The 26,094-nt window shown below is 68.7% G+C and carries 28 protein-coding genes; 13 read left to right on the top strand and 15 right to left on the bottom strand.

The window, feature by feature from the left end; translation table 11 throughout:
- Positions 1-145: 145 nt before the first annotated feature.
- Positions 146-508 carry a hypothetical protein gene (locus F5X71_RS05955; protein WP_167461025.1) on the top strand — a complete coding sequence of 121 codons (363 nt, stop codon included), beginning with the start codon at positions 146-148 and terminating at the stop codon, positions 506-508.
- A gap of 71 nt (positions 509-579) precedes the next feature.
- Positions 580-1,284 (top strand): HNH endonuclease family protein, encoded by a 705-nt coding sequence (locus F5X71_RS05950; protein WP_167461024.1) that lies wholly within the window; start codon positions 580-582, stop codon positions 1,282-1,284.
- 8 nt (positions 1,285-1,292) lie between these two features.
- On the opposite strand, the gene F5X71_RS05945 is transcribed toward F5X71_RS05950, so the two are convergent.
- Positions 1,293-2,111: a sulfurtransferase gene (locus F5X71_RS05945; protein ID WP_428981454.1), complete on the bottom strand. Its 819-nt coding sequence runs from the start codon at positions 2,109-2,111 to the stop codon at positions 1,293-1,295.
- 213 nt (positions 2,112-2,324) lie between these two features.
- On the opposite strand from F5X71_RS05945, the gene F5X71_RS05940 reads away from it, so the two are divergent.
- Positions 2,325-3,545, top strand: coding sequence for a benzoate/H(+) symporter BenE family transporter (locus F5X71_RS05940; protein ID WP_167461023.1), 1,221 nt, complete (start codon positions 2,325-2,327; stop codon positions 3,543-3,545).
- A 42-nt stretch (positions 3,546-3,587) separates the two neighbouring features.
- Here F5X71_RS05940 and F5X71_RS05935 read toward each other — a convergent pair whose 3' ends face one another.
- From F5X71_RS05935 to F5X71_RS05915, 5 genes are all read right to left on the bottom strand, one after another.
- Positions 3,588-4,973, bottom strand: a complete 1,386-nt coding sequence (locus F5X71_RS05935; RefSeq protein WP_167461022.1) for a uracil-xanthine permease family protein — start codon at positions 4,971-4,973, stop codon at positions 3,588-3,590.
- Positions 4,974-5,058: 85 nt separating this feature from the next.
- Positions 5,059-6,465 (bottom strand): dihydrolipoamide acetyltransferase family protein, encoded by a 1,407-nt coding sequence (locus tag F5X71_RS05930; protein ID WP_167461021.1) that lies wholly within the window; start codon positions 6,463-6,465, stop codon positions 5,059-5,061.
- A 30-nt stretch (positions 6,466-6,495) separates the two neighbouring features.
- Positions 6,496-7,479, bottom strand: coding sequence for an alpha-ketoacid dehydrogenase subunit beta (locus tag F5X71_RS05925; protein WP_167461020.1), 984 nt, complete (start codon positions 7,477-7,479; stop codon positions 6,496-6,498).
- Complete coding sequence (pdhA, locus tag F5X71_RS05920; protein ID WP_167461019.1) at positions 7,476-8,588, bottom strand: pyruvate dehydrogenase (acetyl-transferring) E1 component subunit alpha; 1,113 nt, start codon at positions 8,586-8,588, stop codon at positions 7,476-7,478. Before pdhA ends, F5X71_RS05925 begins: the two co-directional genes overlap by 4 nt.
- A 562-nt stretch (positions 8,589-9,150) precedes the next feature.
- On the bottom strand, positions 9,151-9,600 hold the full coding sequence (locus F5X71_RS05915) for a MarR family winged helix-turn-helix transcriptional regulator (RefSeq protein ID WP_167461018.1): 450 nt from the start codon (positions 9,598-9,600) through the stop codon (positions 9,151-9,153).
- A 62-nt stretch (positions 9,601-9,662) separates the two neighbouring features.
- On the opposite strand from F5X71_RS05915, the gene F5X71_RS05910 reads away from it, so the two are divergent.
- The 3 genes from F5X71_RS05910 to F5X71_RS05900 all read left to right on the top strand — a co-directional run bounded on the left by F5X71_RS05910 (position 9,663) and on the right by F5X71_RS05900 (position 11,464).
- Positions 9,663-10,031: a VOC family protein gene (locus tag F5X71_RS05910; protein WP_167461017.1), complete on the top strand. Its 369-nt coding sequence runs from the start codon at positions 9,663-9,665 to the stop codon at positions 10,029-10,031.
- A gap of 84 nt (positions 10,032-10,115) precedes the next feature.
- Complete coding sequence (locus F5X71_RS05905; protein WP_167461016.1) at positions 10,116-10,607, top strand: Lrp/AsnC family transcriptional regulator; 492 nt, start codon at positions 10,116-10,118, stop codon at positions 10,605-10,607.
- Positions 10,608-10,654: 47 nt separating this feature from the next.
- On the top strand, positions 10,655-11,464 hold the full coding sequence (locus tag F5X71_RS05900; protein WP_167461015.1) for an SDR family oxidoreductase: 810 nt from the start codon (positions 10,655-10,657) through the stop codon (positions 11,462-11,464).
- A 30-nt stretch (positions 11,465-11,494) separates the two neighbouring features.
- On the opposite strand, the gene F5X71_RS05895 is transcribed toward F5X71_RS05900, so the two are convergent.
- Both F5X71_RS05895 and F5X71_RS05890 read right to left on the bottom strand, forming a co-directional pair.
- Complete coding sequence (locus F5X71_RS05895) at positions 11,495-11,884, bottom strand: acyl-CoA thioesterase (RefSeq protein WP_167466251.1); 390 nt, start codon at positions 11,882-11,884, stop codon at positions 11,495-11,497.
- A gap of 29 nt (positions 11,885-11,913) precedes the next feature.
- Positions 11,914-12,867, bottom strand: a complete 954-nt coding sequence (locus F5X71_RS05890) for an AraC family transcriptional regulator (protein ID WP_167461014.1) — start codon at positions 12,865-12,867, stop codon at positions 11,914-11,916.
- Positions 12,868-12,948: 81 nt separating this feature from the next.
- Here F5X71_RS05890 and F5X71_RS05885 point away from each other — a divergent pair, with 81 nt between their 5' ends.
- Positions 12,949-13,794: an NAD(P)H-binding protein gene (locus tag F5X71_RS05885; protein ID WP_167461013.1), complete on the top strand. Its 846-nt coding sequence runs from the start codon at positions 12,949-12,951 to the stop codon at positions 13,792-13,794.
- 41 nt (positions 13,795-13,835) lie between these two features.
- Complete coding sequence (locus F5X71_RS05880) at positions 13,836-15,044, top strand: MFS transporter (protein ID WP_167461012.1); 1,209 nt, start codon at positions 13,836-13,838, stop codon at positions 15,042-15,044.
- Positions 15,045-15,075: 31 nt separating this feature from the next.
- On the opposite strand, the gene F5X71_RS05875 is transcribed toward F5X71_RS05880, so the two are convergent.
- The 5 genes from F5X71_RS05875 to F5X71_RS05855 form a co-directional block, all read right to left on the bottom strand.
- Positions 15,076-15,849, bottom strand: a complete 774-nt coding sequence (locus tag F5X71_RS05875; RefSeq protein WP_167461011.1) for an LppU/SCO3897 family protein — start codon at positions 15,847-15,849, stop codon at positions 15,076-15,078.
- Between the two features lie 113 nt (positions 15,850-15,962).
- The gene (locus F5X71_RS05870) at positions 15,963-17,090 is read right to left on the bottom strand and encodes a DUF5925 domain-containing protein (RefSeq protein ID WP_167461010.1); all 1,128 of its coding nucleotides are present in this window, start codon (positions 17,088-17,090) and stop codon (positions 15,963-15,965) included.
- Positions 17,091-17,214: 124 nt separating this feature from the next.
- The gene (locus F5X71_RS05865) at positions 17,215-18,648 is read right to left on the bottom strand and encodes an NAD(P)(+) transhydrogenase (Re/Si-specific) subunit beta (protein WP_194250757.1); all 1,434 of its coding nucleotides are present in this window, start codon (positions 18,646-18,648) and stop codon (positions 17,215-17,217) included.
- On the bottom strand, positions 18,648-18,965 hold the full coding sequence (locus F5X71_RS05860; protein WP_167461009.1) for an NAD(P) transhydrogenase subunit alpha: 318 nt from the start codon (positions 18,963-18,965) through the stop codon (positions 18,648-18,650). The genes F5X71_RS05865 and F5X71_RS05860 overlap by 1 nt, the downstream gene beginning before the upstream one ends.
- Positions 18,965-20,083 carry a Re/Si-specific NAD(P)(+) transhydrogenase subunit alpha gene (locus F5X71_RS05855; protein WP_167461008.1) on the bottom strand — a complete coding sequence of 373 codons (1,119 nt, stop codon included), beginning with the start codon at positions 20,081-20,083 and terminating at the stop codon, positions 18,965-18,967. Before F5X71_RS05855 ends, F5X71_RS05860 begins: the two co-directional genes overlap by 1 nt.
- Positions 20,084-20,479: 396 nt before the next feature.
- Here F5X71_RS05855 and F5X71_RS05850 point away from each other — a divergent pair, with 396 nt between their 5' ends.
- The 3 genes from F5X71_RS05850 to F5X71_RS05840 are packed head-to-tail and all read left to right on the top strand — an operon-like array spanning position 20,480 to position 22,460.
- On the top strand, positions 20,480-20,965 hold the full coding sequence (locus F5X71_RS05850; RefSeq protein ID WP_167461007.1) for an HIT family protein: 486 nt from the start codon (positions 20,480-20,482) through the stop codon (positions 20,963-20,965).
- A complete protein-coding gene (locus F5X71_RS05845; RefSeq protein ID WP_167461006.1) occupies positions 20,962-21,801 on the top strand; it encodes a maleylpyruvate isomerase family mycothiol-dependent enzyme in 840 nt (279 codons plus the stop codon). The genes F5X71_RS05850 and F5X71_RS05845 overlap by 4 nt, the downstream gene beginning before the upstream one ends.
- The gene (locus F5X71_RS05840) at positions 21,801-22,460 is read left to right on the top strand and encodes a Type 1 glutamine amidotransferase-like domain-containing protein (RefSeq protein WP_167461005.1); all 660 of its coding nucleotides are present in this window, start codon (positions 21,801-21,803) and stop codon (positions 22,458-22,460) included. The genes F5X71_RS05845 and F5X71_RS05840 overlap by 1 nt, the downstream gene beginning before the upstream one ends.
- Here the strand turns inward: F5X71_RS05840 and F5X71_RS05835 are convergent.
- Positions 22,448-22,999, bottom strand: coding sequence for a GtrA family protein (locus F5X71_RS05835; protein ID WP_428981453.1), 552 nt, complete (start codon positions 22,997-22,999; stop codon positions 22,448-22,450). The genes F5X71_RS05840 and F5X71_RS05835 overlap by 13 nt on opposite strands.
- A 56-nt stretch (positions 23,000-23,055) precedes the next feature.
- Between F5X71_RS05835 and F5X71_RS05830 the strand changes: the two genes are divergently transcribed.
- A complete protein-coding gene (locus F5X71_RS05830; protein ID WP_167461004.1) occupies positions 23,056-24,414 on the top strand; it encodes an FAD-binding oxidoreductase in 1,359 nt (452 codons plus the stop codon).
- Positions 24,415-24,455: 41 nt separating this feature from the next.
- On the top strand, positions 24,456-24,740 hold the full coding sequence (locus F5X71_RS05825; protein WP_167461003.1) for a GNAT family N-acetyltransferase: 285 nt from the start codon (positions 24,456-24,458) through the stop codon (positions 24,738-24,740).
- A gap of 176 nt (positions 24,741-24,916) precedes the next feature.
- Here F5X71_RS05825 and F5X71_RS05820 read toward each other — a convergent pair whose 3' ends face one another.
- Positions 24,917-26,074, bottom strand: a complete 1,158-nt coding sequence (locus F5X71_RS05820; protein ID WP_167461002.1) for an acyl-CoA dehydrogenase — start codon at positions 26,072-26,074, stop codon at positions 24,917-24,919.
- Positions 26,075-26,094: the final 20 nt, after the last annotated feature.

The raw sequence follows: 26,094 nt of genomic DNA, 5'->3' as shown, positions 1-26,094 counted from the left end.
CCATCCAAGCAGGTGGGTCCGACAGCGCCACGGCCGCCGTGATCCGGCTTTTCTGGATTTCTGGGCCGCAGCGGAACATACTTGAATATCCGCTGGTCATCGCAGAAACAATCGCGGTCAGGTGTCAACGGAAGCGGAGGCAGCCATGACGATTCTGCTCCAGGTTCTCGAGCAGAGCTTCACGCCGACGACGCCGTGGGAGCGGCGCAAATTCACCTTCATCAAGGCCGAGAAGATCGTCGGCATGCGGTTGGACGGCCAGTCCGGCGTGTGGCTCGACCTGTCCCGCCCCGGTGAGTCGCAGCGCCTGGCCCGCACGGCCGACCCGCACGAGGCCATCACCTTCCTGCTCGCCACCTTCGCCAAACTGGCCGAATGCGAGGAACGCGGCGGCTCGTGGCTGATCGGGCACGACGGGGTACACGCGGAGTCGATCTCGGCCACCCGGTTCCCGCCGCGCACGAGCGAGCTCGCCGACGACGAGCTGCTGGCCCGCGCCTGGCTGTGAGGGACGCCCGCTGAACCACCGCCGCACCTCGGGTTCGCTGAATGTCGGTCCCTGCGGGTACATCTGGCGTCATGGGTGCGGACCTTCGGCGTTGGCTGCTCGGCCTGCTCGTGCTGCTGTGCGCCACCGGCTGCGCGCTACCGGGCGACGGCGCGGTGCCGCCCGCCCCCGGTAGCCCGACCAGAATCGAGCTGGAACGCCTGCTGACGGCGGTGCGCGTGGTGCCGCATCGGCCGCATCCCGGGGGTTACGAACGCGGGTGCGGACCCGGGCAGGGCTGCGTGTTCGGGACCGCGTGGTCCGACGACAACGACGGCCCCGGCGGGCACGACGGCTGCGACACCCGAAACAACGTGCTGGCCCGCCAGCTCGTCGAGGTGCGTGTCCGGCTGGGGACCGGCGGTTGTGTGGTGGTCGGCGGCATCCTGCACGACCCCTACACCGGCAAAGAGCTCACCTTCGCCAAGGCCCACGCCAACGACGTGCAGATTGATCACGTGTATCCGCTGGCCGCAGCCTGGGACCTGGGCGCCGCCCGGTGGCCGCGCGAGCGGCGGATCCGCTTCGCCAACGATCTCGAGGTCAACCTGCTGGCCACCGACGGCCGCGCCAACCAGGCCAAGGGCGACCGGACACCGGCCGCGTGGCTGCCACCGGCCCGTGCCAACCACTGCTTCTACGCGGGCCGGTATCTCACCGTCGCCGCCCGCTACGACCTACCGGTGACCACCGCCGACCGCGCGGCCCTGCACGCGGTGGCGCGCGGCTGTCGCTGAATCGGCGCTCAGGCTCCGGTGGCGACCGGCCGCTTCGGGTCGTTGGACCACTGCGACCAGGAGCCCGGGTACAGCGCGGCCTCGATGCCGATGACGGCCAGCGCCGCGACCTGATGGGCGGCCGTGACGCCGGACCCGCAATACACCGCGACCGGCTCGGCGGTGAATCCCGCGAAACGGTCGCGTAATTCGGCCGCGGCACGGAAGCGGCCGCTGGCGTCCAGGTTCTCGACGGTCGGCGCGCTGACGGCGCCGGGAATGTGGCCCGCGCGCGGGTCGATCGGCTCCACCTCACCGCGATAGCGCTCGCCCGCACGGGCATCCAGCAGATGGCCGCGCCAGCGGGCGGCCGCGTCGGCGTCGATCACCGGCAGATGCCCCGGGGTCAGCTCGACATCGCCGGGTTCGGGATCGGGCTCGGTGCCGGTGGCCAGCGCGCCGTCCGCGCGCATCCATCCGGGCAGCCCGCCGTCGAGAATGCGCACGTCGGCGATGCCTGCCCAGCGCAGCAGCCACCAGGCCCGCGCCGCGGCCATGCCGCCGGTCGCGTCGTAGACGACCACCGCGTCGCCCTGGCGAATGCCCCAGCTGCGCGCGCACTTCTCCAGTTGCGCGATATCGGGAAGCGGGTGTCTGCCGCGCGCGGGCGAGGGCGGCGCGGCCAGCTCGGTTTCCATGTCGACGAACACCGCGCCGGGGATGTGGCCGGCGAGGTAATGCTGCGGGCCGTCCGGGTCGCCTAGCGCCCATCGCACGTCGAGCAGGCGAACCTGCCTGTCCGACAAGGCTTCTCGAAGCTCCTCCGGCGAGATCAGTACCGCGCTCAACCCAGCTCCTCGTTCAGAAATCGCACCTTCGCGCACCGAATACCTTCAACATTACGCATCTGAGCAGGGCAATGTGTCTGCACCCCAGCACTACTCATCGGTAAGGCACCGCGACCCGGTACACCCACACCCGTACCCACCCGCACCGAATTCAGGCCAGTTTCCCCGCACTGGCCCGTGACCGGCAGTCCAGTTACCGGCAGGATCGCCACAATGTCGAACCTTTCCTCGGCGCCCGCGGCACCCGCCGAGGAGTACGCGCCACCGCCCGCCGCCGTCGGACTCGGACAGCCGCTAGGCGCCGGTGCCGTCACCGCGCTGGTGGGCTTCACCAGTTCGTTCGCGGTGGTGCTGAGCGGACTCGGCGCCGCGGGCGCGAGTCCGGCGCAGGCGGCGTCCGGGCTGCTCGCGGTGTGCCTGACCCCCGCGATCGGCATGATGCTGCTCAGCTTCCGGTATCGGATGCCGATCACGCTGGCCTGGTCAACCCCCGGTGCCGCGCTGCTCGCGAGCACGGGCGCGGTGGCAGGCGGCTGGCCCGCCGCGGTCGGGGCGTTCGTGCTCACCGGGGTGTTGATCGTGATCACCGGTCTGTGGCAGCGGCTCGGCAACCTGGTCGCCGCGATTCCGGTCGAGATCGCCCAGGCCATGCTGGCGGGCGTGCTGCTGCCGCTGTGCCTGGCGCCGGTCAAGGCGGTGCAGACCAGCCCGGCGGTGGTGGTGCCGGTGATCCTGGTCTGGCTGATCCTGCAACGCTTCGCCAAGCGCTGGGCGGTGATCGCGGCATTCGGCACCGCGGCGATCGGCTCCGGCATCAGCATTCTGGTCCAGCACCGCGGGCTCGATCTCGCCGCCATGGTTCCGACAGTGGAATTGACTGTCCCGCACTGGAATTGGCAGGCGATCATCGGCGTCGCGATACCGCTCTACATCGTCACCATGGCCTCGCAGAACATTCCCGGCACCGCCGTGATGAAGTCGTTCGGCTACCTGATCCCCTGGCGGGCGGCGATGACCGTGACCGGCCTCGGCACGATCATCGGCGCACCCGCGGGCGGCCACGCCATCAACCTGGCCGCGATCAGCGCGGCGCTGTCCGCCGCGCCCACCGCGCACCCCGATCCGAAGAAGCGCTGGCTCGCCACCTTCACCGCGGGCACCGTGTACCTGGGCATCACGCTCGCCTCGGCGGCCGTGGTCACGTTCATCGCCACCGCCCCCGCGGGTGTCCTGGAAACGGTCGCGGGCCTGGCACTGCTCACCACCCTGGCCGCCGCGCTCACCGGCGCCCTCGGCTCCGAAAAGCACCGCGAGGCAGGCGTGCTCACTTTCCTCATCGCCGCCTCCGGCGTCGGCTTCGCCGGGATCGGCGCCGCCTTCTGGGCCCTGCTCGCCGGTCTGGTCGCACGAAAGGTCTTGTCGCTCAGGCACTGAGCAGTCGGGCGCGACGCCGAGTTCCGGCGCGGGCCCGAGCATCTAGGCCGGTGCGGTGCTTGCCGCTACCGTGGGCGGATCCAGCTGTGCGACAGGCGCATCGGCGAGTTCGTCGCGGCGCGCGTATGCCCCGACCCGGCTGTGGTTGAACAGCAGGTTCAGTGCGAACACCGTCACCGCGCCCATCGCGATGCCACTGTCGAGCAGGATCTGCACCGAGGACGGGAACTTGTCGAACATGCCCTTCGCCAGCACCGGAAGCAACCCGACGCCGAGCGAGGTGGCGACGATGACGGCATTGACCCGGTCGCCGATGTCGGCCTTGCGCAGGGTATCGATGCCGACGATGGCGATCGTCGCGAACAGGACCAGACCGACCCCACCGACAACGGGTTTCGGCACCGCCGCGACGACCTCACCGAAGCGCGGCAGCACCCCGAGCACCACCAGGATCGCGCCGCTGGTCGCGGTCACGTAGCGGCTGTGCACCCTGGTCGCCGCGACGGCGCCGACGTTCTGGTTGAACATCGAGTCCACGAACGCGGTGAAGACGCCGCCGAGCACGCCGGACAGTCCGTCGCCGATCAGGCCGCGGGCCAGATCGGCCCTGCCGACCGGCTTTCCGGTGATCTCGCTGATCGCCAGCATGCTCGCCGTCGACTCGGCGAACACGATCGCCATCACGATGCTCATCGCCACCACGGCCGCGATCGGGAACTGCGGCGCGCCGAAATGGAACGGCTCGGGCAGGCCGACCCAGGCGGCCTCGCCGATGCCGTCGGTGACCACCAGCCCCATCGGCACCGCGATCACGATCCCCACCGCCAGCGCGAACAGCACCCCGAGCTGCGACCACATCCCGTGCGCGACACACATGAAGCCGACCGCGAGCACCACCACCACGGCCGCCAGCGCGATATGCGACGGCGTCGCGAACGATGGCGCCGCCGGATCGTTTCCGATGATCAGCCTGCCCGCCGACCCGATCAGCGAGACACCGACGATGGTCAGCACCGTCCCGGAGACCAGCGGCGGAAAGAACCTGGCCATCCGGGCGAACGGCCAGGCCAGCGCCACTCCGACCACACCGCCGACCATCATCGACCCGTATACCGCCGCCATCCCGTACTCCTTGGCGATCAGCACCATCGGGTCCAGCGCGATGAAGGTCGCCCCGCAGATGATCGGCAACCGCGCGCCGGCCAGCCTGCCGATGCCCAGGCTCTGCACCAGCGTGATCACCCCGGCGATGAGCAGGTCCGCGCTGATCAGCAGCCCGACCGTGCTCCGGTCCAGCCCCACCGCCGCCCCGAACACCAGCGGCACCGTGATGCACCCGGTGTACATGATCAGAACATGCTGGATGCCGAAGGTCAGCTGCCGACCGAACGGCAACCGGCTGTCGACGGAATGCGCTGCCTCTCCCATGGGTAAACAACTAGTCGCCGTTCTTTACGGCAAACCCCCGGCAATGTTTCCCCCAGGTGACATTCCGAGTTCCCCGGCGAGCACCTCAGATGCGGCTCAGCAGCGTCAGCGGGTCCTCCAGCAGCGAGGCGGTCGTCGACAGGAACCGGGAGGCGAGTTCGCCGTCGATCATGCGGTGATCGAAGCTGATGCCCAGCGTGGTGACCCAGCGGACGGCGAGCTCGTCGCGGAACACCCACGGGCGCTTGCGGATCGAGCCGAGGCACAGGATCGCCGCCTCACCTGGATTCACCAGCGGCACACCGGTGTCGACACCGAAGACGCCGACATTGGTAATGGTGAAGGTGCCGCCGCGCAGGTCGGTGGGGCTCGCGCCGCCGGAGCGGGCGGTCTCGGCCAGCCAGCCGATCTCCCTGGTCAGATCGCGCAGGCTCAGCGACTGCGCTTCTTTGACGTTCGGTACCAGCAGGCCGCGGTCGGTGGCCACCGCGATGCCGAGATTCACGTAGTGCTTGGTGACGATCTCCTGATTCTGTTCGTCCCAAAACGTATTGATGCCGGGGAACTCGACGAGCGCGGCGAGCGCGGACTTCGCCACCAGCGCGAGCGGGGTGAGGGTGAGCCCGGCGAAGGGTTTCGTGCTGCGCAGGTGGTCGAGCAGTTCCATCGACGCGGTGAAATCGAGGGTGACGAAGGTACTGGCCTGCGGAATGGTGCGCGCACTCGCCAGCATCGCCGCCGCGGTGCGCTTGCGGACGCCGGTGATCGGCACCCGCTCCTCCCTCGCCTGTGGTCTGCTCGGGTCGGCGTGCGTATCCCCGGCCGGGGCGGGCGCGGTCGCGCGGGGTTGGGAAACGGGGACCGCACCCCGCACGTCGTCCACCGTAACGGCACCACCGGGGCCGGAGCCCGCGACGAACCACAGATCGATGCCGAGTTCGCGGGCCAGGCGCCGCGCCGCGGGCGTCGCGGCGGCGCGAGCGGTGGACAGCCGCGCCGCACTGTCGGCATCGCCAGATGAAACCAGCTGTGCCGCAGGCTGTTCCGGGATCGATTCGGGTGTATCACCACCCTGCGGTGGCAGCGGGTTCGGCGCGGCGGCGGGCCTGCGCCGCCTGGACACAGCTTCCCCTTCCGGCCCGTAGCCGACGAGCACCGCGGTGCGACCGTTGCCGTTCGTCTCGCCCGCCGCGCTGTCCTGCGGCGGTTGCGCGGGCGCCTGATCGCTGCCGATGCGGATCAGCGGCGCACCGACCGGCACGGTCTGGCCCGGTTCCGCGAGCAATTCGACCACCCGTCCGGCGAACGGCGAAGGCAGCGCCACCACCGCCTTCGCCGTCTCCACCTCGGCGATCGTCTGGTTGAGTTCCACCTCGTCGCCGACCCCGACCGACCAGGACACCAGTTCGGCGTCGGCGAGTCCCTCCCCGAGATCGGGGAGGCGGAATTCCAGGACGTTCCCCGGGCCGGGCTCGTTGGCACGATCTTCCACGTGGGCACCTCTCACTGCGGCGTACCGGCGTCAAGCGGCGAGCGTTCGATCCACCGCGGCGAGAATGCGGTCGGGATCGGGGAGATGGAACTTCTCGAGCTTAGCCGGGGGATACGGGATATCGAATCCGCCGACCCGCAGCACCGGCGCCTCCAGGTGATAGAAGCACCGCTCGGTGATCCGCGCCGCGATCTCGGCGCCGAGGCCGGCGAACACCGGCGCCTCGTGCGTGATGACGAGCCTGCCGGTCTTGGCCACCGACTGCTCGATGGTGTCGAAATCGATCGGCGAGAGACTGCGCAGGTCGATCACTTCGAGCGAATGCCCTTCCTCGGCAGCGATTTTCGCGGCGGTCAGGGCGGTGGCGACGGTGCCGCCGTAGGCGACGACGGTGGCGTCACCGCCCACGGTGCAGACCCTGGCGCGCTCCAGCGGCAGATCGCCGTCCCGATCCAGCGCGAGGAAATCGACGTCGGCCTTGTCCCAGTAGCGCCGCTTGGGCTCGAAGAAGATCACCGGGTCGTCCAGCGCGATCGCCTGGCGGATCATCAGATACGCGTCGGCGGGATTGCTCGGACTCATCACGCGCAACCCGGCGGTGTGCGCGAAATAGGCTTCCGGCGATTCCGAATGATGCTCCACCGAACCGATCCCGCCACCGAACGGAATGCGAATCGTGATGGGCGCGATGACCTTTCCCTGGGTCCGGTAGTGGATCTTCGCCACATGCGAGACGATCTGGTCGAAGGCGGGGTAGACGAATCCGTCGAACTGGATCTCGCACACCGGCCGGAAGCCGCGCAGCGCCATGCCGAAAGCCGTGCCGACGATACCGGATTCGGCCAGCGGCGTGTCTATGACCCGATTGTTGCCGAAGTCCTTCTGCAACGCGTCGGTCACCCGGAACACACCACCGAGGCGCCCGATGTCCTCGCCCATGAGCAGTACCTTGGGGTCGTCCTCCAGTGCGCGCCGCAATCCGGTGTTCAATGCGCCGGCGAAAGTTGTGATCATGAAGGGACTCCTTCCGGTCGCGCGGCCGCATCGCTGGGATCGCCAGCCAGATACTCCGCGTATTCCCGTCGCTCTTCGGTGATGAGCGCATGCGGGGAGGCGTAGACGTGATCGAACAGGTCGATCGGGGCCGGATCGGGCATGTCGATGGTCGAGGTGCGCACCTGCCGAGCCACCTCGTCGGCGTGCTCGGCGACGCGGCGCTGGAATTCGTTGTCGAACAACGACTCCCGCTCCAGCAGCCGCCGCAGCCGATCGATCGGATCGCGGCGCGCCCACTCCTCGGTCTCGGCCGACGAGCGGTAGCGGGTGGGGTCGTCGGCGGTGGTGTGCGGGCCCATCCGGTAGGTGAGCGCCTCGATGAACGAGGGACCACCGCCGCTGCGCGCCCGCGCGATCGCCTGCCTGGTCACGGCGAGCACCGCGAGCACGTCGTTGCCGTCGACCTGCACGCCGGGGATGCCGTAACCGTAGGCGCGGCGCACGATCGGGGTCTGGCTCTGCACCCGCACCGGTTCGCTGATCGCCCAGTGGTTGTTCTGGCAGAGGAACACCACCGGCGCGCTCCAGCTCGCCGCGAAACCGAGCGCCTCGGCGATATCGCCCTGACTGCTCGCGCCGTCACCGAAGTAGGCGATTGTCGCGATCTCCGCGCCTTCCAGATGAGCGGCGTACGCGTAGCCCGTCGCGTGCAGCCCCTGCGATCCGACGATGATGTTCGGGTTGGTCATGTTGACCGCGCTCGGATCCCAGCACGAGTGCGCGACACCGCGCCACATCCTGGTGATCTCGGTGGGATGCACGCCGCGGCAGTAGGCGACGGCGGCCTCGCGATAGCTACAGAACACGTAGTCGTCGGGGTGCAGCGCGTGCGCCGAACCGACCTGGGTGGCCTCCTGACCGAGCAGCGGCGCCCAGAGACCCAGCTGCCCCTGCCGCTGCAAAGCCGTGGCCTCGGTGTCGATCCGCCGCGTGACGACCATGTCCTCGTATAGGTTCCGCAGTTGATCGGGCCCGATGTCGGCGATCAACGCGGCGTGTTCTCGAGCTAGCACGCGACGGCCGTCGGGCTGGACCAATTGGACCGGAAAGTCGATCTTCTCTGACATCGGTGTCCGCCTCCTCACGGGTGCGCATGTGCTCTACCTCACAGCATCCACGAGAATGCGATGTGCGCAAGTGAGCGACACGCGAATGCGCAGAATGCTCAATTCCGACCGGTACGCTGCTGTCATACTGCGTCGAATGCCAAGACACCGCGTGCTACCAGCACAGATGCCGATCCGGCAGGGTCCGCGCGCGCCAGACGAGGCGCAGGACGAGGGCGAAACCGAGGGCCGCGACCGCGGCCAGGACCGGGTCGACCGCGCGCCAGAACGGCTTCTGTGCAGTTTCACGAGGTCGAACCCGTCCGTCGAGGACGGCAGGAATTCGTCGATCGCGGGCTGGCGAGACAACTTCGGCGCCTACCGAGACAGTTCCGCCGCTCGCGGCGAGAACTCAGACCTTTGCCCCGCAACCTACCCGTCGCCGACCGCCGACCGCCCTGGTCGACACGAAATCTCCACACTTTCAACATAATTCATGCGACCACGGTCGGAAGGTTTCAAACACCTTGCGCCCCAATGCGATCCAGATAGCTAGTGCGGCACGGACGGGGCCGACAACGCGTCAGTCGTCGCCGCTGTCGCGCAGGGAATGGATCATGCTGCGCAGGATTCGGGACGCGGCGGCTTGCTCATCCACGCTCAGGTCGGCGAGCATTCTGCGCTCGACGGAGCGGACCGCGACGGTGGCCTGACCCAGGCTTCGGCGGCCGCGCGGGGTGAGTCGCGTGGGCAGCACTTTTCCCACGGGGGCGGCCGCGGGCCTGGTCACGTAGCCGTCCCGTTCCAGCGCCTGGAGTAGCACGTTCATCGTCTGCCTGGTCACGAACGCGCCCCGCGCGAGCTCGGAGTTCGACAGGCCAGGGCGCTGCGCCAGCAGTTCGAGGCAGGAGTAGTGCGTCACGTTCATCCCGAGCGGTCGCAACACCTCCTCCATCGCTACGCGCAGCGCGCTCGACGCTTCCTTCAGCAGGTACCCCAGCGATGTCGCCAGGTCGACCCCGTCTTGACCCATGTCAGTATCCTGACATACCGTAGTTCATGTCAGAAATCTGACACACAAGAAGGAGAACGACCATGCCCGTCACCGGACCCGACTTCGTCTCGCTGCAAACACGCGACCTCAGCGCCGCACAGGCGTTCTACGAGCAGTATCTGGGCCTCGTCCGCGCGCGGACCGGCCCGCCGCACGCCGTCGTCTTCGACACGAAGCCGATCGCGTTCGCGCTGCGCGAGATCGTGCCCGGCACCGATCTCACCTCCGTCGCACAGCCCGGCTTCGGGGCCGCGATCTGGCTGCACGCCACCGACGTTCAGGCCATTCACGACGCGCTCGTCGCCGACGGACACGCCATCGTCACCGCACCGATCGACGGCCCCTTCGGCCGCACCTTCACCTTCGCCGACCCCGACGGCTACCGGATCACGCTGCACGACCGCGCCTGAGCGCGCCCGTAAAGTGGCCCCTGGCCTGGACAAATGCCGGGTCATCGAGCACTGGGGACCAACAGTGGTGCCATACTTCGTTGCATGACCAGAGAAACGGCCGAGGTGACCCTGGACGCGACCGATGCCAGGTTGTTGCTGGAGCTGGTCGCCAACCCGAGGGCCACGGGTGTGGAGCTGGCGGCCCGGTTGGGGTTGTCCCGCAACACCGTGCAGGCGCGGTTGTCCCGCTGGGAGGCGGGTGGGGTGCTCGGCAGTTTCGAGCGCCGGGTGCAACCGCGCGCGCTCGGTTATCCGCTGTCGGCGTTCGTCGCGGTGGTGGTCGATCAGCACCAATTGGATTCGGTGGTCATGGAACTCGCCGAGGTGCCCGAGGTCACCGAGGTGTGCGGCATGACCGGACTCACCGACCTGACCGTGCGAGTCGTCGCGAAGGACGCCGACGATCTGTATCGAATCGCCGGGCAGATATTGAAGATTCCCGGCGTGGAGCGCACCAATATGGCGTTGGTGATGCGCGAGCTGGTCGGCCCGCGCACCGCACCCCTGCTGGACCGGCTGGCCGGCGCTAACTGAACCGTCCGCACCGTGCTACCCGCACCGCTGTTGATTAAGGTGCGGAGATGGAGATTTCAGGCAAGGTTGCCATCGTCACGGGGGCGGGCGCCGGCATCGGCGCGGCGCTGGCGAAAGCGCTGGTCGCCGCCGGAGCACAGGTGGTGCTCGCCGACCTCGATGCCGACGGCGTGGGCGCCGTCGCCGAATCGCTCGGTCCGGCGGCCGTCGCGGTCCCCGGCGACGTGACCGACGAGCAGGTGATCCGCGCGCTCATCGACCGCGCCGCCACTGAATTCGGCCCGGTGGACCTGTATTTCGCGAACGCGGGGATCGGCGGTGGCGGCGGGCTGGACAGCACCGACGCGCAATGGACGGCCGCGCTCGAGGTCAACGTGCTCGCGCACGTCAGGGCCGCACGGCTGCTGGTTCCCGAATGGTCTTCGCGCGGTGGCGGATACTTCGTGTCCACGGCGTCGGCGGCGGGCCTGCTGACCCAGCTGGGCTCCGCGCCGTACGCGGTCTCCAAACACGCCGCGGTCGGCTTCGCCGAATGGCTGTCGGTCACCTACGGCGACAAGGGGATTCGGGTCAGCTGCCTGTGCCCGATGGGGGTCGACACCCAGCTCCTGCACCACGGCCTGGTCCCCGAGCAATTCGCCGCGGACGCCGAACTCGCGGTGAAGGCGGTGACCACCGCGGGTGCGGTCCTGTCCCCCGACGAGGTGGCCGAGGTCGTGCTCGCCGCCCTCGACGCCGAACACTTCCTGATCCTGCCGCACCCCGAGGTCCTGAAGATGTACCGCTACAAGGGCTCCGACTACGACCGCTGGCTCGACGGCATGCGCCGCTTCCAGGCCGCACTGAAAAACGGGTAGCCGCATCGGCTATCGCACGCCGGACGCGCCTCAGGTGGTCAGTTGGGTTGCGGCGGTGCGAATGACGGCCGGGATCTCGACCGGCTTGCGGGTTTCGGCGTCCACGTAGACGTGCACGAAGGTGCCGGTGGCGGCGAGCTCCAGATCGCTGTCGGCTTCGCGGAAGATCGCGAGTTCGTAGGTGATGCTGGAGCGACCGAGGCGGGAGACGCGCAGGCCGACCTGGAGTTGGTCGGGAAAGCTGAGCGAGCCGACGTACTGGCACGAGGTCTGCGCGACGACGCCGAGCGCGGGCAGCTCGCGGATGTCGGTGCCGGTGGCGTGCATCAGCCACGCGTTGACCGCGGTGTCGAAATACGAGTAGTAGGTCACGTTGTTCACGTGCCCGTAGTGGTCGTTGTCCGCCCACCGGGTCGGCATCGGCCAGAGCACCGGATACTGCTGCTGCGTCACCCGGCCGACACTAGCTCAGCCGGGTTGGCGCCCTGCCGGTGGTCACGCGGGCTGACGCCGAAGTGGCGTTTGAACGCGGCGCTGAGCGCGAACGCGCTGCCGTAACCGACCTGGCGGGCGATGGCCTCGATGGTGGCGTCGGACTCGGCGAGCAGGTCCGCGGCCAGCGAGAGCCGCCACTCGGTGAGGAACGACATCGGCGGCTCGCCGACCAGATCGGTGAAGCGGCGGGCGAGCGCGGCCCTGGACACCCCGACCGCCGCGGCCAGGCCCGCGACCGTCCAGCCGTGCGCCGGATTGTGCTGCAGCAGCCGCAGGGCCTTGCCGACAAGCGGATCGCTGTAGGCGTGATACCAGGCGGGCGCGTCGTTGCGGGCGAACCAGGAGCGCAGGGCGGCGATCAGCACCATGTCGAGCAGCCGGTCGAGCACGACACCCTGCGCGGGTTCGTCCTTGACCGCCTCGTCGACCAGAATGTCGAGCAACCGGGTGTCGAAATCGCCGCGCTGCAACACGATGACCGGCGGCAGCGCGCGCAGCAGGCGCTGACTCGCCGCGCCCGCGGACTCGTAGGTACCGGTGATCATCATGGTCGCGCCATCGGCGTCGGTGCCCCACTGGCGCACGCCGAGACTCAATGTCTCGCAGAGTATTTCGCCGTCGGCGGTCTTGGCGATGTTGCCGGGATGGATATAGATCCGCGGCGCGGTGCCCGGGTCGTCGGCGATCGTGTAGTGGTCGGGGCCGCGGAAGATCGCGATATCGCCCACGCACAGCTGCCGGGGCGGGTTCTCCCCCAGCATGATCCAGGCGCCACCGCGCACCATCGACACCACGGTGAGCGGCGCCTCGTCCTGGATGTGCAGCGACCAGGGCGGGGCGAGCATCGAACACATCAGGAACGCGCCACGGGCACGGGGACCTTCGAGCAGACTGGCGAGCGCATCCACGAGACCAACAGTAGACGGTCACGCATGATTCCGAGCCGCTGAACCATGTTCCGTCTCGCCTCGGACCGGTGTAGTTGAGCCATGACAAACAACACCGAATCCCAGCCCATCCTCGTCACCGGCAGCACCGGCAAGACCGGCAGCCGGGTCGCCGCTCGGCTCACCGCGGCGGGCCACACCGTGCGGCACGGCTCGCGCACCGCCGACATTCCGTTCGACTGGGCCGACCGCAACACCTGGGCCGCCGCGCTGGCCGACGTGCAGGCTGTCTACCTCGCCTTCCAGCCGGACCTCGCGGTACCGGGCGCCCCGGAAACGCTGCGGGCATTCACCGCCGCCGCGAAGCAACAGGGCGTCGGCAAGCTGGTGCTGCTGTCCGGGCGCGGTGAGCCGGAGGCGGTGGAGTGCGAGCAGATCGTGCGGCAGTCGGGCATGGCCTGGACCATCGTGCGCTGCAGCTTCTTCGCCCAGAACTTCAGCGAGGGCGCGTTCACCGAACACATCCTGGCGGGCACGGTCGCGCTGCCCAACGGTGACGTGCCGGAACCCTTCGTGCACGCCGACGACATCGCCGACGTCGCGACGGTCGCGCTCACCGAGGACGGGCACACGGGCGAGGTCTACGAGCTGACCGGGCCGCGCGCCCTCTCCTTCGCCGCGGCGGTCGCCGAGATCGCAGCGGCGACCGGTCGCGAGATCGCCTTCGTTCCGGTGTCCCGCACGGAATTCGTTGCGGCACTGACCGAATACCAGGTGCCCGCGGACGTGGTGAGCCTGCTCGACTATCTGTTCGGCACGGTGCTCGACGGCCGCAACTCGGCGACCGCCGACGGGGTGCGGCGGGCACTCGGCCGCGAGCCGAAGGACTTCACCGAGTACGCGAAGGAGACGGCCGCGACGGGCGTCTGGGATCTCCGAGCAGGCTGAACCGCCGAGTCGGGAGCGGAATCATCGGTACCGTCGATGGGGTGTTCAGTCCGACGCCGGATCGCACGCTGCGCATCGCTCGCCTCGCCGTGTTCACGGTGTTCGGGTTGAACGGATTCCTGCTCGCCATGTGGGTGGTGCACATCCCGTCGATCACCGACCGGACCGGTGTCGCGAAATCCACGCTCGGCATGTTCATCCTGTTGATGGCGGGCTCCGGCATCGTCGGCATGCGGGTCGCGGGTCCGCTGGCGGATCGGTTCGGCAGCCGGAGGCTGGTCGGCGCCGCCGCGGTGATCGCCTCGGTGGCGGTGCTCGGGCCGGGGTCGGCGACCGGTCCGATGACCCTGGCGATCGCACTGTGCTGCTTCGGTTTCGGCAACGGCGCGCTGGACGTTTCCATGAATACCCAAGCGGTGCATGTGGAACGCGCCTACGGACGGCCGATCATGTCGGCCTTCCACGCGTTGTTCTCCGGCGGCGGCCTGCTCGGGTCGCTGCTGGGCGCGGCGACCTTGCGCGCGGGCTGGGATCCGCGAATGACGCTGGCGCTGGCTGCGACCGGCGGCGTGCTGCTGACGGCGGCGCTCGTGCCGCGCCTGCTCCGCGACAGCGAGACCCAGCCACAGCCGGTGCCGCCGGACACCGGCGAGCGGATAGCCACCGGCCTGGATCCCGGACGAGCCCATCGGCGAAAAGTACTGGCGCTGGCCGCGATCGCCTTCGCGGTGCTGCTCGCCGAGGGGGTGGCGGGCGACTGGAGCACGCTGCAGATGCGCGAGCACCTCGGCGTCGACGAGGCAACGGCCGCTCTGGCGTTCGGCGCGTTCTCGGTCACCATGACCGGCGGCAGGCTCGCCGCCGACCGGGTGAGCGGCGCCTTCGGCCGGGTGGTCGTCGTCCGCTACGGCACCTTGCTCGCCGCACTCGGGTTCGCCGTCATCACGGTGTCGCCGTGGGCGCCGCTGTCGTTGCTCGGCTGGGCCATGGCCGGGCTCGGGCTCTCCGGCACCGTGCCGCAGATCTTCACCGCCGCGGGCAATCTCGGCTCCGCGACCGCGGCCACCGACATGGCCCGCGTGTTCAGCCTCGGCTATCTCGGGCTGCTCGCGGGCCCGGCCGTGATCGGCTGGCTGAGCGCGCTCGTTCCGCTGACCGCGACCTTCCTCGTCCCGCTGGCGGCCATGGTGGCATGCTGCGTCTACGCGGGCGCCGTCGCGGCGCCCCAGGCGGCGAGCGAAAAACGCTGACACACGGCGAATTCCGCTCGCTGCGCAGGTCCTACTTGGGTTCCACCAGGCACAGCGTCATCGGGTCCGGCTTCGGGTAGACGATCGTGCTGTCCTCGGTGTACCGCGAACCGCACGCGGACTTGTCCGCGCTGCCCCGCACGATCCGCCCGATCTTGAAGTCGGCGGCCGAGCTGCAGGCGACCTTGGTGCTCGCGGAGAGGGTGCCGGTCTTGATGCAGTCGCCTTCTTTCACATTGAGGCGCAGGCACAGCGTGTAACCGTTGCGGCCGGTCTGGTAGTAGCTGGCGTAATCCTTGTTGGCGCAATCCTTGTTCGACCCGTCGATCCGCTGCGCCACCACATAATTGGCTTCCGGATCGGAGCATTGCTTGATCGCGAACTCGGCCTTGTAGGTGGAGCCGGACAGCTTGGCGCATTCGCCGATGGCGACCTTCTTGCCGTCCGGGCGCCCGACGGTCACCGCGAGCGCGACCAGGCCGATCAAGCCGAGGATGACGACCGTGATGATGATCGGCTTGGCCTTGCCGCCACCCGAACGCCGCGGCGGTACCGGTGGCGGGAAGCCGCCCGGCGGAAATCCGGGTTGGCCGCCCGGCGGCGGAAACCCCTGCGGCGGCGGGAACCCCTGCGGGGGCATGCCCTGCTGCGGTGGATATCCGGCGCCCGGCGGCGGATAACCCGCACCGTAGCCCGGCTGTGCCTGCTGACCCGGATACCCCTGCGCCTGCGGGTAGCTCGGCTGGGCGCCGTAGCCCTGGCCGCCGGGTTGCCCCGGATACGGATAGTTCGGTGGTGTGGTCATGTTTCCCCTCCCCAGGGTTCACGCGATCTCGCCCGCACGCGGCGGGCGAACGAACCCACAGAATCTAGCCGATCGATCCGGCCGCCGTGCGCTGGGTGATTGCCATCACGTCCTCAGAGGTACAAACCGGGGTTCACCGGGTCCGCGGGCACCGACTGGATCTTGGTGTCGCCGTCGCGCAACGCGACCAGTTCCGCGAGCGTCGCACCGTCCGGACATGACGCCTCCTGCGGGGCGTCCTGCTGCCGCTGCCGGGCCAGCCAGGCCGCCGACTCCGCCGGGGAGAGCCGCCCGATCTCCAGTTGCGCCAGGCAGCGACCGGGGCGGGTCACCGCAGGGTGCAGCCGAGTCAGATCCTCGTTGGTGGTGATCGCGACGAGCACGGCGCGGCCCTGGCCGAACATGCCGTCGGTCAGGTTGAGCAGACGCGAAAGTCCTTGCCCCGCAGTTTCTCTGGCCTCGCCACGAATCAGCTCGTCACAATCCTCCAGCACCAGCATGCGCCAGCGCTCGGCGCCCTCGTCGCCGTCGATGCCCGCCGCGACGTCCATCAGGTAGCCCGGCTTGGCGAACATCACCTCCGGGTCGAGCACGCAGTCGAACTGACACCACGGCCCCCAGGCGCGCGCGAGCGCGCGCAGCGCGGTGGTCTTGCCGGTGCCCGGCGGTCCGTGCAGCAGCACAAGGCGCCCACGCACCTGCGCCGCGGTCAGCGCCATCAGCCGGTCCAGCGCGTCCGCCACGTCCGCGGCATAGTTGCCACGGATTTCCGGCCACGCCGGGGCGGTGATGGTGCGCCCGCGCCGCTGCGGGCCGTGGCTGTGCATATGCCAGAAGCCCATCTCGATGGTCTCGCCGATCTCCGGCTCGGCGACCGCGTCGCGGGTGGCCTCGGCGAGCACGGTGGTCGCGAGTTCCTCGGTGACGGCGGTGACCTCGACCGTCGCCGAACCACCCGACCAGCGGACCGCGCGCAGCGACCACCCCGGCCCGACCACCAGCGCCGAGCCGCTGTCCTCGTCGCGGGTCGCGCGCACCACCCGGCCGTGCGCAGGCCGCAGCAGGGCGTCGGGCTTGATCCGCTCGAGATGCGCGGTGCGCGCATACGGGTGCGTACCGCGCAGGAACGGACTCACCGCGAGGGTGTCGATCACATCGCGCGTCGAATCGGCGGAGTCGAGGGTGACAGTCCACGGCAGCCGCTCGGCGGGATCGGCCGAGGGCACACTCGGGTCGATCAACCGAAGAGGCTCGTTACGTGCGGACACTCAGAGCATGATCCGGTCGGCGGGTCCGGATTGTCCAGTGTTTTAACGACGAACGGCCTCCCGCGCACGCAGGAGGCCGTTCGTTGTCGTGAGTTCCCTACAGCGCCTTGAGTTCCTCGGTGACCGCACCGACGGACTTCTTGGCATCGCCGAACAGCATCGAGGTGTGGTCAGCGTAGAACAGCGGGTTGTCGATGCCCGCGAAGCCGGAGTTCATCGAACGCTTGAGCACGATGACGCTCTTGGCTTGGTCGACATTGAGCACGGGCATGCCGTAGATCGGGCTGCTCGCGTCCTCGCGGGCCGCGGGGTTGGTCACGTCGTTGGCGCCGATCACCAGGGCGACATCGGTGCGGCCGAATTCGCCGTTGATGTCGTCCATCTCCTTGAGCGCGTCGTAGGAGACCTCGGCCTCGGCCAGCAGCACGTTCATGTGCCCCGGCATGCGGCCCGCGACCGGGTGGATGGCGTATTTGACCTCGACGCCCTTGGCTTCGAGCAGCGCCGCCATTTCCTTGACCGCATGCTGGGCCTGCGCGACGGCCATGCCGTAACCGGGCACCACGATCACCTGGTTGGCGTAGGCCATCTGGATCGCGGCGTCCGCGGCGGAGGTGGCCTTGGCCTGCTTGTTCTCGCCGTTGCCACCGGCACCGGGAGCCGTTGCGCCACCGCCGAATCCGCCGGCGACGATGGCCGGGATGGACCGGTTCATGGCCTTGGCCATCAGGTTGGTCAGGATGGTGCCGGACGCGCCGACGATCATGCCCGCCACGATCATCGCGGTGTTGTTCAGCGCCAAACCCGCTGCGGCCGCCGACAATCCGGTCAACGCGTTGAGCAGCGAGATGACCACCGGCATGTCCGCGCCGCCGATCGGCAGCACCACGGCGAGACCGAGCACCCCGGCCAGCACCAGCACCGCGATCATCCACAGCTGCGACACACCGTCACCGGTGGCGCCGATGCCGATCACCACGGCCGCCGCGATGGCGCCGATGAGCAGCAACAGATTCAGCGGCTGCTGGAGCTTGCCGAGACTGATCGGGCGGCCAGGCAGGATCTCCTGCAGCTTGCCGAAGGCGATCAGCGAGCCCCAGAACGAAACCGAGCCGATGATCGCCGCGAACAGCGAGCCGATCACGATGTGCACCGTCGGCTCTTCGTCGAAGCGCGAAAAGCCTTGGCTGTTGATGAATTCCGACCACGCGATGAGCGCGACCGTGCCGCCGCCGACACCGTTGAACGCGGCGACCAGTTGCGGCATGGCGGTCATCTTGGTGAACTGCGCAGGCGGCACGCCGAGCGCGATACCGACCACCAGTCCGGCGATGATCAGGATCCAATTGCTGGTGTGGCGCACCGAGATCAGGGTGGCGACCACGGCGATGAACATGCCGACCGCGGCGATCAGGTTGCCGCGCACCGCGGTCTTCGGGCCGGTCAGGCCCATCAGACCGTAGATGAACATGCCGAACGCGATGATGTAGAGGCCGTTGACCAGATAGGTCACATTGTCGAAGGTATGCATCACTTCTCCGCCTTAACCGGCGCGGGCGCCTTCTTGCCCTTGAACATGCCGAGCATCCGGTCGGTCACCACGAAACCACCGATGACATTGAGGGTTCCGAAGACGACGGCAACGAACAGGATGATCTGGGTCAGGATCGAGGGGTCCTGCACGTTGCCAAGGGTGACCAGCGCGCCGAGCACGACGATGCCGTGAATGGCGTTGGTACCGGACATGAGTGGGGTGTGCAGGGTGTTGGGGACCTTCGAGATGACGGCGAAACCGACGAACCCGGACAGCACCAGGATCGCGATGTTCGCGAGCAGTTCGGTGTACATCAGGCTTCCCTCTCACGAGTGACACACGAGTCCGCGAGCACCTGATCCTCGAAATCGGGTGCGAGCACGCCGTCTTTCAGCATCAGTTCCAGCAGCGCCGCGATGTTCTTCGAGTACAGCTCCGAGGCATGCTCGGGCATGGTCGCGGGCAGGTTCAACGGCGAGGCGATGGTGACCTGGTGCTTGACCACGGTCTGGCCGGGCTCGGTGAGCTCGCAGTTGCCGCCGGTCTCCCCCGCCAGGTCGATGATCACGCTGCCGGGCTTCATGCCCTCGACGGCGGCGGCGGTCACCAGACGCGGTGCGGGACGGCCGGGTACGAGCGCGGTGGTGATCACCACGTCGAATCCCTTGATGGCGTCTTCGAGCGCCTGCTGCTGCTTGGCCTTCTCCTCGTCGGTGAGCTCGCGGGCGTAGCCGCCCTCACCGGCGGCGTCGATGCCGAGATCGAGCCACTGCGCGCCGACCGAGCGCACCTGATCGGCGACCTCGGGCCGCACGTCGTAACCGGTGGTCCGGCCGCCGAGCCGCTTGGCGGTGGCCAGCGCCTGCAGACCGGCGACACCGACGCCGAGCACCAGCACCGTCGCGGGCTTCACGGTGCCCGCCGCGGTGGTGAGCATCGGGAAGAAGCGCGTCGACTCCGACGCCGCGAGCAGCACGGCCTTGTATCCGGCCACGTTGGCCTGCGAGGACAGCGCGTCCATCACCTGCGCGCGCGAGATCCGCGGGATCGCCTCGACCGCGAACGCTTGCACGCCACCGGCTTTCAGCTTGCCGATCTGGTTGTCCGCGTTGCGCGGGGCCAGGAACCCGATCAGGGTCTGCCCGTCGGACAGCTTCGCCACCTCGGCGTCGCTGGGCGGGGCGACCTTCACGACCACCTCGGCCGACCAGGGGTCGCCGATCGTCGCACCGACTTCCTCATAGGCGCTGTCGGGAATGAGCGCGCCGAGGCCGGCACCGGACTCGACCACCACCTGCACCCCCTGCTTCAGCAGGGTCGGAATGATCTTCGGCACCAATGCGACACGTCGTTCGCCCGCGTTGGACTCGCGAACGACTCCGACACGCGCGCCGCGCGGCGACTGCTCGCCTACGCTCTGCGTTGTCTCCACTATGTCAGTTCCTTCTTGTGCTGAGCTTGCAGGCAACAGATGGACGGCCGGACGATGTTACTTCAGAGTAAGGTCGCCCAAATCCTCGCAACTGTACCCGGCGTGTTGCGCGGACCGCTGAGACGCCCGTCACACGCCGGCGCCGGATTGCGCCCATTCGCCAGACTTCGAACGTCATCGGAGTCACCTCCTCTGCGATGGTTGTTCGGACAAGCGACGATCTGATGGTGGCCGCCGTTACCGTCCGCGACAAGAGCGAACGTGCAGGTCTATTACTTACCCACAGGTTCGGCAGCAGGTCAGGTACGGGTCGTCAGCCCGGAGAAGTGACGTGCATCATGATCGATTCTCGCGCCGGACTGTTCCGCGCCGCTCGTACGCCGTAAGGTCCAGCCTGTGACCGACTGCGTCTTCTGCCGCATCGTGGCAGGCGAAGCCCCCGCAACAAAGGTGTACGAGGACGACTCGCTCTGCGCCTTTCTCGATATTCGGCCGATCGCGCGCGGGCACACCCTGGTGATCCCCAAGCAGCACGCCACCGAGCTCAAGGATCTGGACGCCGAACTCGGCGCCCAAGTCTTCCGGGCCGGGCATCGGCTCGCACTGGCGGTCCGGCGCAGCCCGCTCGCCGCCGACGGCGCGAACCTGGTGCTCAACGACGGCACCGCCGCCTTCCAGACCGTTCCGCACGTCCACCTGCACGTGATCCCCCGCAGTCACGGCGACAAGCTGCGCTTCGCCGCCGGTTTCCTGCTGCGCAGACCGCACGACGCGCGGTCGACCGCTGCCGCCATCAAGGCCGGGATAGCAGCACTGGACAGCGACGAAGCATCGACCAGCAAGCCGGACGCGGACCGTCCGGCAGAAGGAGCGCCCGAATGACCGATCCGACCCTGGACCGGGCCGAGCTGACCACACTGCTGTCCGAACAGTGGGACGCCATCGCCGCGTTGGTCACCGGCCTCGACGAAAACCAGTGGCGGACACCGACGGCGCTGCCCGGCTGGAGCGTGTTCGACGTGGTCGCGCACGTCGTCGGCACCGAATCGTGGTTGCTCGGCGAACGCCCGCCCGCGCACGACCCGCTGACGCCCAAGACCGACGTGCGCACGCTGGCGCATGTGCGCAACGAGACCGCGGTGCTCAACGAGATCTGGGTGGACCGGCTGCGGCCGCTGCCCGGCGAACGACTGCTGGAGATGTTCCACGACGTCACCGGGCGACGCCGGGCGGCACTGGGCGCCCTCGGCGAGGACGAATGGCAGGCCAAGACCCCATCGCCGATCGGGCTGGTCAGCTACGGCCGGTTCATGCGGGTGCGGCTGTTCGACTGCTGGATGCACGAACTCGACATCGCCGACGCGCTTGGCGTGCGGGTGGACGAGGGCGGCCGCCGCGGCGAGGTGGCCTTCACCGAATTCCTCGGCAGCATCCCGCGGGTGGTGGTGAAAAAGGGTGGCGCGCCGGACGGTTCGCGGATCACCTTCTCACTGACCGGTCCACTGGCGCGCTCGCTGCACATCGAGGTGGCGGGGCGCGCGAACTACGTCGACGCCTTCGACAGCACGCCGAATGTCGACATCCATTTGCCCGCGGCCGCTTTCGTCCGGCTCGGTGGTGGCCGGAGCACCGCGGACCGGCACATGGACGAGATCACCATCAGCGGCGATCAGGAGCTCGGTCGGCGGCTGGTCGAGAATCTCGCGTTCACCCTCTGATGCGTCTGTTCCTGTCCAGCTACCGATTCGGCGCGCACTACGACCGGCTCACCGCGCTTGTCGGCACGCCGGGCCGAGTCGCGTTGATACCCAATGCCTGTGACGCCTGGCCCGAGCTGTGGGAGTCGGCGATCATCAGCGATATCGTCCCGCTGCGCAGGCTCGGGTACCAGGTGGAGACCGTGGATCTGCGCGATTTCGTCGGCCGCCCCGCGGAATTGGAGCGCACGCTGGCCGAGTTCCCGATGCTGTGGGTGCGCGGCGGCAATACCTTCGTGCTGCGCGCCCAATTCGCCCGCAGCGGAGCCGATGTCGTGCTCCCCCGGCTGCTGGCGGCCGACGCGTTCGTCTACGCGGGCTACAGCGCGGGCGCCTGTGTACTGACCCCCGATCTGCACGGGCTGGAAACCTCGGACGATCCCGCCGAGGTCGAGCCCGCGTGCGGTATCGAACCGCGCTGGGACGGACTGGGTTTGGTGGATCGGCGGATCGTGCCGCATATCGCCTCGCCGACCGATCCGCTCGGCCTGTGCGACCGGCTCGCCGAGTCCTATCGCGCGCAAGGCATCGCACACTGGGCGCTCACCGACGAGGACGCGATCGTCGTCGACGGCGATCGCACCGAGGCGCTGATCGGCCAGGAACCTCACACCGAGTGAGGTGTGAGTTCCGGTTTCGCGCCGCGCCGGAACACCACCCAGCGCATCGCGCTGTACATGTAGACCGCCTCGCAGCCGCCGGCGAGCAGCCGAGCCAGGTGATAGTCGACACCGAGCGCGGTGAGCCCGCTGCCGACGCCGAGGATGAACGCGGCGTAGTTGATCGCGACGACCACCACGTACACCCCGGCTTGCTTGCCGACCGGCGCGTGCGAATGGAAGTTGAACGTGCGGTTGAGCACGAAACTCAACCCGAACGCGCACACGTAGGCGACCGACACCGAAAGCCAGACCGGCAGTCCGAGCCCACCGTGGAACAGGGTCAGCAGCGCCAGATCCACACCGAAGGTGCCGGTGTTGATCAGCGCGAATCCGAGAAAGGTCGGGGCGACCAGCCGGTGCAGGCCCCATGGCAGCCGCGCGACGACCGCCTCGCACCAGCGGGTGAAGCGATCGGCAACGGTGTCGGTGGTCTGCGCCGGCTCGTGCACGCCGCCAGCGTGCCAGCGGCAGGTGACCAGCAGATGATCATCCGGCAACGCCGGGTCGATCCGTCGACGCGGTGGCGCGCCCGCGAGGGCACTAGCGTGGGGTCGTGGACGTGAGTGAGCTGATCGATGGACTGTCCGAGGGCGCGGTCGTCACCGACCCCGATCTGCTGGCGGGCTACCGGCAGGACTGGGCGCGCGATCCCGACGCGGGCACGCCCGTCGCGGTCGTGCGCGCGACCAGCACCGAGGAGGTCGCGACGGCGCTGCGCTGGGCGCACCAGCGCCGGGTACCGGTGGTGCCGCGCGGCGCGGGATCGGGGTTGTCCGGCGGCGCCACGGCGGTCGACGGCGGACTCGTGCTGAGCACCGAACGGATGCGGGCGATCACCGTCGACCCGGTCACCCGCACCGCGGTGGTGCAGCCCGGCCTGCTCAACGCCGAGGTGAAGCGCGCCGTCGCCGAGCACGGCCTCTGGTATCCGCCCGACCCCTCCTCGTTCGAGATCTGCTCGATCGGCGGCAACGCCGCCACCAACGCGGGCGGGCTGTGCTGCGTGAAGTACGGCGTGACAACCGATTACGTGCTCGGCATGGAGGTGGTGCTCGCCGACGGGACCGTGCTGCGGCTCGGCGGGCCCCGGCTCAAGGATTCGGCGGGACTCTCGCTGACCAAGCTGTTCGTCGGCAGCGAGGGCACCCTCGGCGTCATCACCGAACTGACGCTGCGCCTGCTGCCCGCCCAGCCGCCGCAGAGCACCGTCGTCGCCTCGTTCGCGACGCTGACCGCCGCCGTCGACGCGATTCTCGCCATCACCGGCGAATTGCGGCCCGCCATGCTGGAATTCATGGACTCCGTCTCGATCAACGCGGTCGAGGACGAGTTGCGCATGGGGTTGGATCGCAAGGCCGCCGCGCTGTTGGTCGCCCGGTCCGACGCGCCTGGCGAATTCGCCGGGCGCGAAGCCGAGATCATGCTGGCCGCCTGTGAAAAGGCGGGCGCGACAGAGGCTTTCCATACCGCCGACGCCGAGGAAGGCGAAGCCTTCACCGCGGCACGGCGGTTCGCGATTCCCGCGGTGGAGAAGCGGGGCGCGCTGCTGCTGGAAGATGTCGGCGTGCCGCTGCCCCGGCTCGGCGACCTGGTGACCGGTGTCGCCGAGATCGCCACCCGCAACGACGTGATCATCTCGGTGATCGCGCACGCGGGCGACGGCAACACGCACCCGCTGATCGTGCACGACCCCGCCGACGCCGCCATGACCGAACGCGCGCACCGCGCCTTCGGCGAGATCATGGATCTGGCGATCGCGCTCGGCGGCACCATCACCGGCGAGCACGGTGTCGGACGGCTCAAGAAGGCGTGGCTGCCCGACCAGCTCGGCGCCGACGTGATGGCATTGACCCGGCGCATCAAGGACGCGCTCGACCCGCACGGCATCCTCAACCCGGGCGCGATTCTCTAGCCCACGGAACATTCCCGGCCGCGAAGGAGTTTCACCGCATCATGACCACAAGGCTCGAGCACAATGTCGCCGACACCCGTTTCGAGATATATCTCGACGACACTCTCGCCGGCTACGCCGATTACGCCGAGCGCGACGATCCGAAGACCCGTGAGTTCCACCACACCATGACCTTCCCCGAATTCCGTGGCCGCGGCGTCGCCGCCCAGGTGGTCGAATTCGCGCTGAAGGACTCGCGCGCCAACGGCTACGCCGTCGTCCCCACCTGCTGGTACGTCGAGAAGTACATCGCCGAGCACCGCGAATACGCCGACCTCGTCGGCTGAGCGCGGAGCGCGGATCGGTGTCGAAGGCAGCCCGCGCCTAACCCCTCGGGCTCGCCTTCCACGCTCATCGCGACGCTGCGCGCCAGCAGGCCGTCTCGGCACGGCGCACCGCGAGCGGGACGAAAAACGGTGGCACCGAAACCCGGTGCCACCGTTGAGTTCTACACCCGTGCGGGTCAGCGCAGCAGCGCGCGGCTCATGACCAGGCGCTGGATCTGGTTGGTGCCCTCGTAGATTTGAGTGATCTTCGCGTCGCGCATCATGCGCTCGACCGGGAAGTCGGTGGTGTAGCCTGCGCCGCCGAAGAGCTGGACGGCGTTGGTGGTGACCTCCATGGCCACGTCGGAGGCGAAGCACTTGGCGGCGGCGGAGATGAAGCCGAGGTTCTTCTCGCCGCGCTCGGCCTTGGCGGCCGAGGTGTAGACCATGAGGCGGGCGGCCTCGATCTTCATCGCCATGTCGGCGAGCATGAACTGGGTGTTCTGGAAGTCGGCGATCGACTTGCCGAACTGCTTGCGGTCCTTGGTGTATGCGATGGCCGCGTCGAGCGCGCCCTGCGCAATGCCGACGGCCTGCGCGCCGATGGTCGGGCGGGTGTGATCGAGGGTCTGCAGCGCGGTCTTGAAGCCGGTGCCCGGCTCGCCGACGATGCGGTCACCCGGCACCCGGCAGTTCTCGAAATACAGTTCGGCCGTGGGCGATCCCTTGATGCCGAGCTTGTGCTCGAGCGGACCGACGACGAAACCCTCGTCGTCCTTGTGCACCAGGAAGGCCGAAATACCGTTGGCGCCCTTGTCCGCATCGGTCACCGCCATCACGGTGTACCAGGAAGACTTGCCGCCGTTGGTGATCCAGCACTTGGAGCCGTTGAGGACCCAGTCCTCGCCCTCCTGCTTCGCGCGGGTGCGCATGCTCGCGGCATCCGAACCGGCCTCACGCTCGGACAGCGCGTAGGAGGCCATCTCACCGTTGACGATGTCGGGCAGCACCTTCTGCTTGAGCTCCTCGGAACCGTTGAGGATCAGGCCCATGGTGCCGAGCTTGTTGACCGCGGGGATGAGCGAGGAGGAACCGCAGACGCGCGCGACCTCTTCGATCACGATGCAGGTGGCGACGGAGTCGGCGCCCTGGCCGCCGTAGGCCTCGGGCACGTGCACCGCGTTGAAGCCCGCCGCGTTGAGCGCGGACAGCGCCTCCTCGGGGAAGCGGGAGTTACCGTCGACGTCCTTGGCGTGCGGAGCGATCTCCTTCTCCGCCAGCCCGCGGATGGCCGCCCGCAGTTCGTCGTGGAAGTCCTCGAGCTTGAACAGGTCGAAATCGGGGTTTCCCGCCATGGGGCTCACTCCTGGTCGTC

This window comes from Nocardia brasiliensis, assembly GCF_011801125.1.
GTDB classification, from domain to species: Bacteria; Actinomycetota; Actinomycetes; order Mycobacteriales; family Mycobacteriaceae; genus Nocardia; species Nocardia brasiliensis_C.
Note: the sequence above shows the minus strand (reverse complement) of the source record. Positions and strands in the feature narration are given on the sequence as shown.

Excerpts from the sequence above, each read along its gene's own strand:
- F5X71_RS05955 (WP_167461025.1), top strand. The coding sequence starts at position 146 with ATGACGATTCTGCTCCAGGTTCTCGAGCAGAGCTTCACGCCGACGACG.
- F5X71_RS05950 (WP_167461024.1), top strand. The coding sequence starts at position 580 with ATGGGTGCGGACCTTCGGCGTTGGCTGCTCGGCCTGCTCGTGCTGCTG.
- F5X71_RS05940 (WP_167461023.1), top strand. The coding sequence starts at position 2,325 with ATGTCGAACCTTTCCTCGGCGCCCGCGGCACCCGCCGAGGAGTACGCG.
- F5X71_RS05935 (WP_167461022.1), bottom strand. The coding sequence starts at position 4,973 with ATGGGAGAGGCAGCGCATTCCGTCGACAGCCGGTTGCCGTTCGGTCGG.
- F5X71_RS05925 (WP_167461020.1), bottom strand. The coding sequence starts at position 7,479 with ATGATCACAACTTTCGCCGGCGCATTGAACACCGGATTGCGGCGCGCA.
- pdhA (WP_167461019.1), bottom strand. The coding sequence starts at position 8,588 with ATGTCAGAGAAGATCGACTTTCCGGTCCAATTGGTCCAGCCCGACGGC.
- F5X71_RS05915 (WP_167461018.1), bottom strand. The coding sequence starts at position 9,600 with ATGGGTCAAGACGGGGTCGACCTGGCGACATCGCTGGGGTACCTGCTG.
- F5X71_RS05910 (WP_167461017.1), top strand. The coding sequence starts at position 9,663 with ATGCCCGTCACCGGACCCGACTTCGTCTCGCTGCAAACACGCGACCTC.
- F5X71_RS05905 (WP_167461016.1), top strand. The coding sequence starts at position 10,116 with ATGACCAGAGAAACGGCCGAGGTGACCCTGGACGCGACCGATGCCAGG.
- F5X71_RS05900 (WP_167461015.1), top strand. The coding sequence starts at position 10,655 with ATGGAGATTTCAGGCAAGGTTGCCATCGTCACGGGGGCGGGCGCCGGC.
- F5X71_RS05895 (WP_167466251.1), bottom strand. The coding sequence starts at position 11,884 with ATGCCGACCCGGTGGGCGGACAACGACCACTACGGGCACGTGAACAAC.
- F5X71_RS05885 (WP_167461013.1), top strand. The coding sequence starts at position 12,949 with ATGACAAACAACACCGAATCCCAGCCCATCCTCGTCACCGGCAGCACC.
- F5X71_RS05875 (WP_167461011.1), bottom strand. The coding sequence starts at position 15,849 with ATGACCACACCACCGAACTATCCGTATCCGGGGCAACCCGGCGGCCAG.
- F5X71_RS05865 (WP_194250757.1), bottom strand. The coding sequence starts at position 18,648 with ATGCATACCTTCGACAATGTGACCTATCTGGTCAACGGCCTCTACATC.
- F5X71_RS05860 (WP_167461009.1), bottom strand. The coding sequence starts at position 18,965 with ATGTACACCGAACTGCTCGCGAACATCGCGATCCTGGTGCTGTCCGGG.
- F5X71_RS05845 (WP_167461006.1), top strand. The coding sequence starts at position 20,962 with ATGACCGATCCGACCCTGGACCGGGCCGAGCTGACCACACTGCTGTCC.
- F5X71_RS05840 (WP_167461005.1), top strand. The coding sequence starts at position 21,801 with ATGCGTCTGTTCCTGTCCAGCTACCGATTCGGCGCGCACTACGACCGG.
- F5X71_RS05825 (WP_167461003.1), top strand. The coding sequence starts at position 24,456 with ATGACCACAAGGCTCGAGCACAATGTCGCCGACACCCGTTTCGAGATA.
- F5X71_RS05820 (WP_167461002.1), bottom strand. The coding sequence starts at position 26,074 with ATGGCGGGAAACCCCGATTTCGACCTGTTCAAGCTCGAGGACTTCCAC.